10 protein-coding genes are annotated in these 12,502 nt (G+C 65.1%); 3 read left to right on the forward strand and 7 right to left on the reverse strand.

Going from position 1 to position 12,502, the window contains the following annotated elements:
• The first annotated feature begins 61 nt into the window (after positions 1 to 61).
• On the forward strand, positions 62 to 3,532 hold the full coding sequence (locus KR227_RS07580; protein WP_255549191.1) for an arabinosyltransferase domain-containing protein: 3,471 nt from the start codon (positions 62 to 64) through the stop codon (positions 3,530 to 3,532).
• A gap of 138 nt (positions 3,533 to 3,670) precedes the next feature.
• Here KR227_RS07580 and KR227_RS07585 read toward each other — a convergent pair whose 3' ends face one another.
• From KR227_RS07585 to KR227_RS07600, 4 genes are all read right to left on the reverse strand, one after another.
• The gene (locus KR227_RS07585) at positions 3,671 to 5,284 is read right to left on the reverse strand and encodes a DUF885 domain-containing protein (RefSeq protein ID WP_218364755.1); all 1,614 of its coding nucleotides are present in this window, start codon (positions 5,282 to 5,284) and stop codon (positions 3,671 to 3,673) included.
• Between the two features lie 210 nt (positions 5,285 to 5,494).
• Positions 5,495 to 5,908, reverse strand: a complete 414-nt coding sequence (locus KR227_RS07590; protein ID WP_218364756.1) for a hypothetical protein — start codon at positions 5,906 to 5,908, stop codon at positions 5,495 to 5,497.
• A 15-nt stretch (positions 5,909 to 5,923) separates the two neighbouring features.
• Complete coding sequence (locus KR227_RS07595; protein ID WP_218364757.1) at positions 5,924 to 6,832, reverse strand: PrsW family intramembrane metalloprotease; 909 nt, start codon at positions 6,830 to 6,832, stop codon at positions 5,924 to 5,926.
• The gene (locus KR227_RS07600; protein WP_218364759.1) at positions 6,829 to 7,587 is read right to left on the reverse strand and encodes a hypothetical protein; all 759 of its coding nucleotides are present in this window, start codon (positions 7,585 to 7,587) and stop codon (positions 6,829 to 6,831) included. The genes KR227_RS07595 and KR227_RS07600 overlap by 4 nt, the downstream gene beginning before the upstream one ends.
• Before the next feature lie 51 nt (positions 7,588 to 7,638).
• Here KR227_RS07600 and KR227_RS07605 point away from each other — a divergent pair, with 51 nt between their 5' ends.
• A complete protein-coding gene (locus tag KR227_RS07605) occupies positions 7,639 to 9,609 on the forward strand; it encodes a M13 family metallopeptidase (RefSeq protein ID WP_218364761.1) in 1,971 nt (656 codons plus the stop codon).
• 78 nt (positions 9,610 to 9,687) lie between these two features.
• Complete coding sequence (locus KR227_RS07610) at positions 9,688 to 10,518, forward strand: alpha/beta hydrolase fold domain-containing protein (RefSeq protein WP_218364762.1); 831 nt, start codon at positions 9,688 to 9,690, stop codon at positions 10,516 to 10,518.
• A 32-nt stretch (positions 10,519 to 10,550) separates the two neighbouring features.
• On the opposite strand, the gene KR227_RS07615 is transcribed toward KR227_RS07610, so the two are convergent.
• The 3 genes from KR227_RS07615 to KR227_RS07625 all read right to left on the reverse strand — a co-directional run bounded on the left by KR227_RS07615 (position 10,551) and on the right by KR227_RS07625 (position 12,437).
• Positions 10,551 to 11,393: a VOC family protein gene (locus KR227_RS07615; protein ID WP_218364764.1), complete on the reverse strand. Its 843-nt coding sequence runs from the start codon at positions 11,391 to 11,393 to the stop codon at positions 10,551 to 10,553.
• Between the two features lie 3 nt (positions 11,394 to 11,396).
• Positions 11,397 to 11,696 carry an RNA-binding S4 domain-containing protein gene (locus tag KR227_RS07620; protein ID WP_218364766.1) on the reverse strand — a complete coding sequence of 100 codons (300 nt, stop codon included), beginning with the start codon at positions 11,694 to 11,696 and terminating at the stop codon, positions 11,397 to 11,399.
• Between the two features lie 69 nt (positions 11,697 to 11,765).
• A complete protein-coding gene (locus KR227_RS07625; protein WP_218364768.1) occupies positions 11,766 to 12,437 on the reverse strand; it encodes a LysE family translocator in 672 nt (223 codons plus the stop codon).
• Positions 12,438 to 12,502: the final 65 nt, after the last annotated feature.

Genomic DNA, 12,502 nt, shown 5'->3' on the forward strand with positions numbered 1-12,502 from the left:
CGCCACGACCTCGGTCGCGCATGACTGGGGCCGCGGCGGCGAGGAAGTACAATGTTCCCTTATGTCCACTCCTGTCCTCGCTTCATCTGACCCTGCAGATTCTCTCGGCAGCAGCGAGCACGCCCACCCCCCACGCACGGGGCTCAAGGCGTTCTCGGTGATCACTGGTCTACTGGGATTTGTGCTGTTTGTGCTCACCCCGTTGATGCCCATCAACCAGGTGCAGTCCTCCTTCAGCTGGCCGCAGGGCGATCTCCAATCCATCAACGCCCCGCTCATCTCCTATGCCCCCGAGCAGCTGGAGGTGCGCATGCCGGTGGATGCGGTGGATGATCTCCGCGAGGGCCAGAATCTGCTGCTCTCCACGCTGCCGCAGGATTCCGCCGAGGCGGCCAACCGCGGCCTCATGATCCGCAGCACCGATGGCGATCTGGTGGTGTCCACGCTCAAGGAAATCTTGGTGCGCCTCACCCCGGAGAAGGTGAAGGATCTCCGCGGCGAGGTACTGGATATCTCCGTCGGGGCCGATGGCGCCAGCGTGAGCGCCCAGGGCACCACCTTGGGAGAGGTGGATACGGATCAACGCCCCCAGGTCAGCGGTATCTACACCGAGCTCGATGACACGGGCGAGAATTATCAGGCGCTGGTGGATCAGGGGCTGAGCGCCCAGGTGGAGATCAACTCCCGCTTCACCTCCTCGCCCACCCCGCTGAAGCTGGCGTGCATGATCGGCGGCGTGCTGCTCACCCTGGCCTCTTTGGCCGCGCTCTACCGCCTAGATCGCGCCGATGGCCGTGGCTTTATGGAGATTCCTGCGGAGTGGAAGACGCTGCGCGCCACGGATCTCGTGGTGCTGGCCGGTATCGCCTTCTGGTACGTCTTTGGCGGCAATACCTCCGATGATGGCTTCATCCTCACCATGGCCCGCGCCAGCGAGCACGCCGACTATATCGCCAACTATTACCGCTGGTATGGCGTGCCGGAGTCGCCCTTCGGCTCCCCCTACTATGATCTGCTGGCCGCGATGGCGCAGGTCTCTACCGCCTCGATGTGGATGCGTCTGCCGCAGCTGGTGGCCGCCATTCTCACCTGGCTGTTTGTGTCGAAATCCATGCTGCCGCGTCTCGGCGAGGCCGTTGCTTCTCGACGCATCGCTCGCTGGTCCGCAGCGCTGCTGTTCCTCGCTTTTTGGACTGCCTACAACAACGGCCTGCGCCCCGAGCCGATTATCGCCTTGGGCGTGGTTGTTACCTGGGTGTGCTTCGAGCGTGCCATCGCCACCTCCCGTCTCTTTCCCGCTGCCCTCGGTGTGCTCGCCGCCGCCTTCTCGCTCTCGGCCGGGCCCACCGGTCTGATGGCCGTGGCGGCGCTACTCGTCAGCCTCGCCGCCCTGGTGAAGATCCTGGTGGCGCGGTTGCAGATCATGGGCTCCGGCCCCACCGCCTTCAATGTTGCGGCGATCATCGCCCCCTTCCTGGCCGCAGGTACCGCCGTGATGGTGGCCGTCTTTGGCGATCAGTCCCTGGCCTCCGCATTGGAGTCCACTAGGGTGCGCGGACTCGTGGGCCCCTCCCTGTCTTGGTACCAGGAGTACAGCCGCTATGCCGCCCTGCTGCTCGGCAGCGTGGACGGCTCGGTGGCCCGCCGTTTCCCCGTGCTCATGGCGTTTTTCGCGCTCGCCGTGGTGCTCTACACCAAGGTGCGCTCCACCTCTATTCCGGGCACCAATGCCGCCTCCATCACCCGCCTGTTGTTGGTATTCGCCGGCGCCATGTTCTTCATGACGTTCACCCCCACCAAGTGGACCCACCACTTCGGCGTGTGGGCTGGGCTCAGCGCCGCCGTGGCCGCCGTGGCGGCGGTGTCCTTGGCTAACTATGCCCGCCAATCCCGCTCCACCCAGCTCTTCTTGGGCGCGGCGGTCATGGCGGTGGGCGCGGTGAGCCTCGCCGGCATCAATGGCTGGTGGTACGTCTCCAGCTTCGGTGTGCCGTGGTGGGATAAGACCCCGCAGATCTTCGGCATCGAGTTCGCCACCGTCGCCCTCGTATTCACCCTGGTGGTGGTTGGTATCGCCGTGGTGTCCTCCTTCCTCGAAACACTGCGGCGGCCGCAGAATGTCTCTGCCGCGGAACAAGAGGACACCGCCCGGCAGGCCCGCGTGGCCGATGCGCTGTCGAAAAACCCCACCAAGGATGAGGCCATGGCCGCCGCCCAGCGCGAGAACGAGCGGGAAAAGCAGGCCCAGAGTGCGGCCTCCCATTCCCGGACCGGCCAGCTCTTGGCCGCCCCCATCGCCATTGCCTGCGTGGGTATTTTGATCATCAGCTATGGCTCCTTCGCCAAGAGCTTCCTGCAGCAGTGGCCGCAGTACTCCATTGGCACCGGCAACGTCCGCGAGCTGGGTGGAACCACCGGCCAGCTGGCCAATGACGCCGTGATTGAGACCAATACCAATGACTCCTTCCTCGCCCCTGCCGATGGCAAGGATTTGAAGGATTCGCTGGATAATGGCGAAAACTCCTATGGCTTCGGGCCCAATAATCTGCCGGTGCGCTTAGATGTCTCCGGCTACCGCGCCTGGCCGGAAAGCGCCGCGGAGGCGCTCGACGGCCCCCAAACCAATATCGAGATCCAGGAATCGGTGGTGGGCCAGCCGGTGGGCACCGAGGGCGGCTTTAACACCACAACCGGCATCAACGGCTCCCACGCCAAACTGCCCTTCGGCCTCGACCCGGCAGAGGTGCCGGTGCTGGGCTCCTATCGCCAAAATGATCAGATCCCGGCCGCGGTGACCAGTGACTGGTTCTCCCTGCCGGCTGAGCGCAGCGAGGATGCGCCCATCGTGGTGATTACCGCCGCCGGCTCCACCGAGCGCAAAGACGTCAATGGCGATCCCATCGAGGGCGAAACCTTGGTGGTGGAATACGGCCACCGCGACGCCGATGGCTCGGTGAAAATGCTCGGCGAATACGAGCCCATCGACGCCTTCCGCGACGATATCTGGCGCAACCTGCGCGTGCCGCTGGCCGATCTCCCCGATGAGGCCAACGTGATCCGCATCAAGGCCGAGGATGATTCCCTCTACCCGGGCCACTGGCTGGCCTTCACCCCGCCGCGCGTGCCCACCTTGGCCTCCGTGAACACGCTCATTGGCAGCGATACCCCGGGCCTGCTCGACTGGCCGGTAGCCCTGCAGTTCCCGGATCAGCGCAGCTTCGACCACTATGCCGGTGTCACCGAGATTCCGCGCTACCGAATCTCGCCGGATAAGCCCGGCAAGGAATCCCTCTCGGGCTTCCAGGACTTCACCGGCGGCGGCGCCCTCGGCACCGCGGAGGCAGTGAATACCTCCTATGAGGCGCCGGGCTATCTAAAGAATGATTGGAAGCGCGACTGGGGCAGCCTGCAGTACTACGCACTACGCACCAACTCTGAGGGCGAGGCGCCTAAGGAGGCCGCGATCGACACCGAGACCATCACCCGCTCCGGGTTGTGGAAACCGTCGAAGATGCAGACCTTCCGCAACTAGCCCACCTCGGCCGGCGCGCCGAGCGAGTCGATACAAGGCGGCGGTGACAGCACTTTTGCTGTTACCGCCGCCTTCTGCTGAGCGCCGCTGCCGCACCGGGACTATCACCGGCCTGCGGGGCGGCGTCGATAAGCATCCCTAGGCCTGGGCCATGACCACCTCGCGCAGCACGCCGAGTGGGAGCGTGCCCTCGCGCAGCGCGAGACGGTGGAACTCCTTCAGCTCGCCGGGGCGGGCGGCAAGGAAGTCATCGCGCAGCTGCTCCCACAGGCGCTGGCCCACCTTGTAGGAGGGTGCCTGGCCCGGCCAGCCCAGATAGCGATCCACCTCGAAGCGGAGGAAGCCATCGGCCATGGCCACGTTGTTCTTCATGAACTGCCAGGCATAGTCCGCATCCCAGGTGCCACCATCGGGAGTGGTTTTACCCAGGTGCACGCCGATGTCCAGGGCCACACGCGCCGCGCGGAGACGCTGCCCGTCGAGCATGCCCATGCGGTAGCCGGCATCGGGAAGGAACCCGAGCTCATCCATGAAGCGCTCCGCATAGAGCGCCCAGCCCTCGGCATGGCCGGAGTTGAATCCCATCTGGCGGCGCCAGCTATTGAGGTGCTCGGCCTCATAGACCTGCTGGCCCAGCTGCAGGTGATGGCCGGGCACGCCCTCGTGGTAGACGGTGGTGAGCTCCTGCCAGGTATTGAAGGTGTCCTCGCCCTCCGGCACGGACCACCACATGCGACCTGGGCGGGAGAAATCGGCCGAGGGCTCGGTGTAGAAGATGCCGCCGGTGCCGGCCTTGTCGATGCAGCACTCGATGCGCTGCACCGGCTCGGGGATATCGAAATAGGTGCCGTTCATGTTCGCGATCACATCATCGGCGATCTGCTGCATCCACTGCTGCAGCTCCTCCACGCCGTGCAGTTGATAGGCGGGATCGGCGTTGAGTCGCGCAAAGGCCGCGCTGGGGCTGGTGCCCTCCCCATAGAGCTCGGCGGCGCAGACCTCTTGCTCGGCGATGATCCGCTGCAGCTCCTCTAAACCCCACTCATAGGTATCGTCCAGATCGATGCGGTGGCCCACCCACAGGTGGCTGGCCACCTCATAGCGCTCGCGGCCCACCCCATCGGTGGTGGCGGCGTGGGGTGCGATCTGCTCCTCCAAGAAGGTGGCCAGCTCCGCGGCTGCCTGCTTGCCCGCCGCCACCTGCTCCGCAGTGGCCTCGGCCTCTGCGCCATAGACATCCAGCAGGGACTGCTCGGCGGCCATGGCCTGCAGCTGCTCGATCCCGCGCTGCACCTGCCGCTGCGCGGGCACCAGGCCGCGGGCGGCCCCCTCGGCGAGAGTCTGGGCATAGCCGCGATAGGCCTCGCCCATGCGCGCAATACGGGCGGCCACATTGGCCTTGCCCTCCGCAGTGGAGGTGTCCATCTGCGCCAGGGTGTCGCGCACACTCTGAATCGGGCAGGCAATGTTGTTGAGATCCCTGTAGGCTTCTCCCAGCGCATGACGATCCAGGGCCACGCCGAGGCGATCGAGCATCGCCGCCTTCGTCACCGACTCGCTTTCGTCCACCGGCTCGGCCTGCTGCAGCTTCTTCACGGTCTCCCGCGCTAGGTCAGCCTCGGCCTCCACCCCAGCAGGGGAGTAATCACCCCAGCGGTCTTGGTTCTCCGCCAAGCCCAAGGCGGTGGCGAACTCGGGCGAGAGTGCAATACTCGCCTTCACATACTCGTCAGCGATCTGGTTAATAGTCATACGCTACAGATTAGGGGAGAACCCCCCTGCGCGATCGCACTGCAGAGGCTGAGCGCGATGCGGGGTGCGAGACCGGCGTGTGCGGCCGGCGCGCACCGCAGCCACGCCGCCGCCATGCCGCCGCCTTGCCGCCGCAGCCACGCAGAAAACCCCCAGCGAACCGCACTGAGCTGTGCGCCGCTGGGGGCTGGTGTGGCCGTGGCCGTTGTTTTAGTCGTCTACATCGATTTCATCGACGGTGCCATCCTCGAGCACTTCCACCTCGATGGCGCCATCGCGGTAGGTCCAGTGATCATCGTCGAAGGTGGCGCTGCCGCACTTATCCTGCACCAGCTGGGTCACGCGGGGCTTATCCACCCCGGCGCGCACCACGTCATCGTCGAGGAGATCGTCCTCGGCGCTATTGGAGTAGGCGCGGATCTCGCAGGGGGCAGTGCCACCGGCGGGGGTGCGGGTGGCAGGAGCCGCGCTCTCGGTCTCGGTAACGGTTTCTACCTGAGACGTCTCTCCGGTCACGGAGGTGGTTTCGGTGACAGTGTCAGTGGTGGTTTCGCCAGAGTCACCACAGGCCGCCAGGCCCGCCGCGAGGGCGGCAAGGGCAGCGTAGCTCAGAATCTTTTTCATAATTGAAAAATTAATCTATAGCGATAGCGAAGGTGTAGGCGGGGGTGCCAAGAGCGGCTTGTCGCAGAGTACATAGCCTGTATCGCGCTTCGCCTGTTTCCAGAGCCGCACCAGAAGAACAATGAACAGCCCGTATATGTAGCAGGCCGCCAGGGCGATGGACACGCCCATCGCCACCATGTTTCCCCACTGCAGGTTCCACCAGAAGTGGCCCACGAAGGAGGCCAGCAGCCAGCCGAGGGCGATGAGGATGCGGCGTGGCGTCGATAAGCGTGCCACCTGCGGCCCGCCGAGCAGGGCATAGCCCACACCCCAGCCGGCGATCGCGGAGAGCACCACGTGCAGCCCCACGCCGAAGAGGGTGCGCAAGCCCCACATCTGCAGCGCGCCCCAGAAATCCGAGGCGGGGTCATATACCGCGCCGACGGTGCCATAGAGCAGGTTCTCGGTGATCTCGAAGCCGAGCCCCACCAGCGCGCCGGTGATAAAGCCATGCCAGGGGCGGTTGAGGAAGCGGAAGGCGAAGATGATGAGCACCACGCCCAGGACTTTGGAGATTTCCTCCGGATAGGCGCCACCCAGGGAGGCTTCCACTATGTCCCAGCCGAGTTTGGAGGTCAGCGCCATGATCGGCCCGCCCGAGAGCATGGTGAGCCCGAAGGAGGCGAATGCTCCCCAGCTCATCGCCGCGACCGCCCACCACAGCACGTGGCTGCGACGCAGCCCCGGCGCGGTGCGGGTAGAGGGCCACAGCGGGGTGCGGCGAAGCAGCGAGATAATCACCACCGCATAGAGCAGGGCGCAGGGGATGCCGACGCCGAAGCCCTGCGGGGAGAGCACCGCGGTGCCGCCAACCAGCCCCAGGCCGATGGGTATGCAGATGACGATCATGACGATCATGGAGATGCGGTATATCGTGCTCATGCCACATCCTGTTCTCGGCTCAAGGCCTGTACGGTCTCCTCGGCGGGGGCTTTTTCGGAGCCAGGTGCGGCCGGGCCGGCCTCCCCGTCGAGCTGGCGTTGCAGCTGCTCGGGATGCACCCGGGGCGCGAGCGGGTACTCGCCGTCGAGGAAGCTCTCGCCGTAGACCACCTCGCCCCTCTCGGCCAGTGCCACGGGCTCCTCGCCGGTGAGCGAGGCAAATACTGCGGCCCCGATCTCTGGGGCGTTCTCGCCGGAGACGAGCGCCACCATCGTTGTCCCCTCGTGCTCGCCTGCGCCGACGCCAGAGACGGCCACATAGCCGCGGTCGCTGGCGATCACATAGGCGTCGCTGACATCCTCGCTGTCCACTGCGAGAGAAAACACCGCTTCATCGGTGGGCAGTCCGGTCACCCGAATGGCCCGCACCATGCGCTGCAGCGCCAGCACTGGATCATCCGTGCTTTCAACAACGGTAGAGGTGATCCGCCCACCGGGGCAGGCGAAGGCGGTCACCAGCGGATCGGCGCCGTCGTGCATGCAGGAGGGCTGCTGTTGCTGCTGCTCCGGATCCAGATAGACGGGTATTTCCCAGTTGTTATCCGTTCCGCTCAGTACTACCGGCTGTGCGCCCACACTGAGGCGCTCAGGGATTGCGGCATTGATAACCAGCGGTAACGCCAGCACCACACTGACCGCAATCATCAACGCCCACCAGCTTTTCGCGCCGGCGGACGGCTTCAAGGAATTGCGCATAGCCACCAGTGTAGGTGGGCAGCAGGACACGCCCTCGCTACGCTGGTGCTCATGAAACTTTATGATTTGTTTGACCTCGTCAACGGGGAATGGATCGATTCCACCACTATCCCCGCCGACCGCGGCATCTACGGCGCGTTCCATGCATTGCGCGATCGCGCCGAGGATGATGTCCGTGCCCTCATCGAGGGTGGCTCCTCGCGCGCCAGTGCCCTCTACTCCTCCTTCATGGACACCGAGGGCATTAACCAGGCCGGTGTTGCGCCTATCGCGCCGCTTATCGACGCCATCTCCCAGGCCATCCAACCCGCCTCCTCGGACTCCGACGCCGGGGTGGATAAGACCCGCTTCGCCCGCGCCGCTGGTGCGCTCTACCGCGAGGGCGTGCCCTCGCTGCTGGGCTGCTATATGGCCAAGGATGCCGGCAGCGAAAACGTGGTCGCCTGGGCGGATCAGTCCGGTCTGGGGCTGCCGAACGAGGCCTACTATCGCGAGCAGGCCCATGCCCCGGTGCTGCAGGCCTATGAGCAGCACGTGGCCACCATGCTCGAGCTCGCTGGGGTTGCTGAGGCAGATGCGGCCGCGGATGCCGCAGGGCGCATCGTGGCCTTCGAGACCCGGATCGCCTCCGGCCACCGCGATGTGGTGGCCTCGCGCGATGCGCAGAAGAGCTATAACCCGATCGCGGTCTCCGAGCTACCCGAGTTTAGCCGCGAGTTCCTGCTGGCCAGCGGGCTTGCACCCGATACCACCGTCATTGTGCGCAACAAGGACTTCCCCGAGTTCATCGATAGCCTGCTCGCGGAGGTCGCGCCTGAGGATCTGCGCCTCTGGGCCTGCCGCAGCATCATCTCCGCCTTCGCCTCCATGCTGCCCACCGAGCTGGAGCTGGAGAATTTCCGCTTCTACAACGGGGTGCTGCAGGGCTCGACCGAACAGCTGCCCCGATGGCGGCGCGCTGTGTCCTTCGCCGACTCGGCTGTTTCCGAGGAGATCGGCCAGCTCTTCGTGGAGGAGCATTTCCCGCCGGAGTACAAGGCAGAGATGGAACGCCTCGTGGACTATCTGCTGGGCGCCTATCGTGAGCGCATCAGCCAGCTGGAGTGGATGACGCCCGCCACCCGCGAGCGTGCCCTGGAGAAGCTGGGCACCTTCAAGGCCAAGATCGGCTACCCCGATACCTGGCGCTCCTATGACTTCGAGGTCTCGGCCGCTGGTGCCGATGTGGTGGCTAATGCCCGTGCCGCCTCCGCCTTCGAGCACGACTACCAGGTGGCCAAGGTGGGCAAGCCCGCCGACCGCGAGGAGTGGTTCTGCCCGCCGCAGATGGTTAATGCCTTCTACTACCCGGTGCAAAATGACATCACCTTCCCGGCCGCGATCCTGCGCCCGCCCTTCTACTCCCCGGATGCGGATGCCGCCACCAACTTCGGTGCTATCGGCGCCGTGATCGGCCACGAGATCGGCCATGGCTTCGATGATCAAGGCTCCCGCTACGACGGCCAGGGCAGCCTCAACGATTGGTGGAGCGCCGAGGATCGCGCCGCCTTTGAGAAATTGACCGCCACCTTGGTGCAGCAATTCGACGGCCAGGTGCCCTCCGTCTTGGCCGAGGCCGAGGAGGACAGCGCCGGGGTCAATGGCGAGTTCACCCTCGGCGAGAATATTGGCGATCTCGGCGGCCTCGGCATCGCCGTGGTGGCCTATCGCCGCTGGCTGGACGATCAGGGCTTGAGCTTCGACACCGATGAGAAGCTGCGCGTGGACACCGAGGGTGCTCGCCCCGAGCTGGATGTGGAACTCACCGGCCTGCAGCGCCTCTTCGTCTCCTGGGCGCGGGTGTGGCGCACCACGATCCGCCCCGAGCTGCAAAGGACCTACCTGGCTGTGGATCCGCACTCCCCCGCCGAGTTCCGCTGCAATCTCATCGCCGGCAACGTGGCCGAGCTCTATGAGGCCTTCGAGGTTGATGAGGACTCCCCGATGTATATCCGCCCCGAGGATCGCGTGAGCATCTGGTAACACCCGGCAGCCGCACGGGACATCTCCTTGGCTAGACTCTAGGCACCATGCGCGATTGCTAGTGAAGGGGATGTTCTCGTGTCCGATAGCTCCACCACCGCCGCCGACTCCGCGGAGATGATGCCCGCCGCCGAGCAGCTCGAACAGCTGCTCTGGTATTTCTCGGAGCACTATCCTGCACCGGATTTCACCCCGCCGTGGCAGGGCGGGCGCACCGAGCCCGCAGATGCCGAACGCTGGGTCTCACATATCGTGGACCGCACCACCCATGCCGCGATTCTGCAGCTGGGCACGGCGGTGGATCATCGCATGCCGCAGGTGGCCTGGACCGACCAGGTGGAGCTCGCCCCGCTGGGCAGCCACACCCTCATCACCGCCGATGATCCCAGTTCCACGGCGATCCTCAGCGTTCATGGCGGCAGTGGCTTTTTCGGCGGCGGCGCCTTCCGTGATGTCTACTGGCAGCCGCTCGTGGCTGCGCTGGCCCAGCGCAGCGGCACGCGGGTGATAGACGTGCACTATCCCCTGCACCCGGCAGAGCCTGCGGCCGCCCAGGACGCAGTGCGTGACGCCCTCAGCGCCGCCCGGCAGCAGCAAAGGGTGGATCGGGTCATCGGCTTCGGCGATGGCTATGGCGCCGCCCTCCTCGGCGCTCTCGCCGACGAGCTCGACGGGCTGATCCTGCGCAACCCGCAACTCGACGGCGGCGCTCAGCCGGTTGAGCTACCCGCCGCTGAGACTTGGCCCAGGACCCTCATCCAGCAGTTCAGCCATTCCAGCTGGGCCGATGAGGGCGCGCTCGGAGAGCTCAGCGAGGCGCACACGGTGCGCTACTACGCAGCAGACTATCTCGCCACCCCGCAGCAGGCCCGCCAGCTCATCGAGGACGCCGCGGACTTCTGCCGCTAGGGGGATAGCGGCAGAGGTGGCGTCGATAAGCGCTAGTTCTGGATGTCCTTGCGCAGCTGCTCCACATCAATATCGTGCAGCGGCGCGGCCTCGTCGAGGAATTCTTCCTCCTGGGGTTCCTCGACCTCCACGAGGGTGACCACCGCGCCGGTGGAATCGGCGACCAGGGCCAGTGCCCCGAAATCGGAGTTCATGGGCGGGCGAATCACCTCGCCGCCGAGATCTTCCACCATCTGCACCGCCAGACGCAGATCCTCCACGCCGAGGAAGGACTGCCAAAAGCTCGGCACCTGGGGCGGGAACTGGCCGGCAGCATCATAGATTCCAGCGAAGGGCGCGCCCTCAGCTAGGGCCATGGTGTAGCTCTGGCCGGCGTCATTGTCCACGGTGTGCAGAGTCCACTCGAAGAGCTCGGCATAAAACTTCAGCGTGTCCTCGTGATTGGTCACGGTGGTCAGCTCATGCCACACGCTCGTGCCCGGCTCGCCCGCGGCCACGAAACGCTCCTCGCCCTCTGGCTGGATCACACCGAATAACGCGCCGGAGCTATCGGCGATCACCACCATCTGGCCCTGGCTGGTGGGCAGCGGCTCGGTGAGGCAGCGCCCCCCGAGCTCAGCAACGCGCTCGACCACGTGGTTGATATCCGAGGTGAGGAAATACGTCACCCAGCTATCGGGCTGCTGCGAATCTTCCGGCTTGGCCACCAAGCCCGCCACCGGCATCCCGTTCTTCGTGGCAAGCAGATAGCCCGAGGAGAGCTCGGTGTAGTCCCAGCCGCACACCTTGGAGTAGAAATAGCGCGCCTTGCGCAGCTCCGAGGTGGACAGATCGATCCAATAGGGCATCCCGTCCTGGCCCATGAATGCTGGCATGGTTTAGAGATTCCTCCACTTCTCCGGGTCGAAGTCATCATTCGCGGTGGCCTCATCAAAGAAGTCATCCTCGTCATCAGAGGTAGACACCCGTGCCTGCAGTCCCCCGACGCGCACCACATCACCGGCGTGCAGAGTTTTGCCGCGGCGAGTTTCCTGCTCATCGTTGACATACACCTCGCCCTCGGCGATAGCGGACTTGGCCGCACCGCCGGTCTCGACGAGGTTGGCGAGCTTCACGAACTGCCCGAGCTTAATGGTCTCGGTCTTAATCGCTACATCAATTACATGTGAATTGTTCATCGTGTCCTCAGTGTAGTCAGCGCCTTAGACACTGTGGCGCACCGCGCTCCGCTGCAGGCGCAGCCGCACCTAGCTGAGCAGCGCCGCCGCCCCCGTGAGGCACATATAGCAGCCGAAACCGGCAAAGACGGTGCCGCTGAGAGTATCGATGGCCGCAGCATAGCGGCGCAGCGTGGCGCTGACCGTGCTGACCGCCAGCGCCACCCCGGGAAACCACAGCAGCTGGATTATCTCGAGGCACAGCACGATGAGTACTTGTTCCCCCAGGGAGCTGTCTGCCGAGATGAACTGGGCAAATACCGCCCCAAAAAACAGGATGGCCTTGGGATTGGAGAGGTTGGTGGCCACCCCGAGGCGCAGCTGCGCCGCCGTACTGCCAGGCAGGGTGTTGGGCGGTGGTGGTTCCTTCGCGCCCGCAGCACCCTGCGCATGGCGACGACGCCGCCTAGGCCAATAGGGGCCGAGCGCCGCAGAGAGGGCCCGCATGCCGAGATAGAGCAGGTAGCCGCCACCGATGAGTTTCAGCAGATTCAATAGCCCCGGGTGGGTGGTGACCAGCGCCGAGAGGCCTGCAAGCGAGGCGAGAATCCACACCGTATTTCCCAGACAGATACCTAGGGCCACGAGCACCCCGGCGCGCCGCTGCCGGGAGGCGATGCGCAGAATTTGAAAAACATCCGGCCCTGGTGATGCGAGGGCCACTATCCACACCGCGCAGAGGCTAGCGAGAGAGCTGAACACGAGGGCCTTTCTTCCGGAAGCGAGGAGGCGGTGGCGAGACGGTGCTGGGCAGCGGTACTGGGCAG

The organism is Corynebacterium sp. TAE3-ERU30, assembly GCF_019209925.1.
Classification (GTDB): Bacteria; Actinomycetota; Actinomycetes; order Mycobacteriales; family Mycobacteriaceae; genus Corynebacterium; species Corynebacterium megadyptis.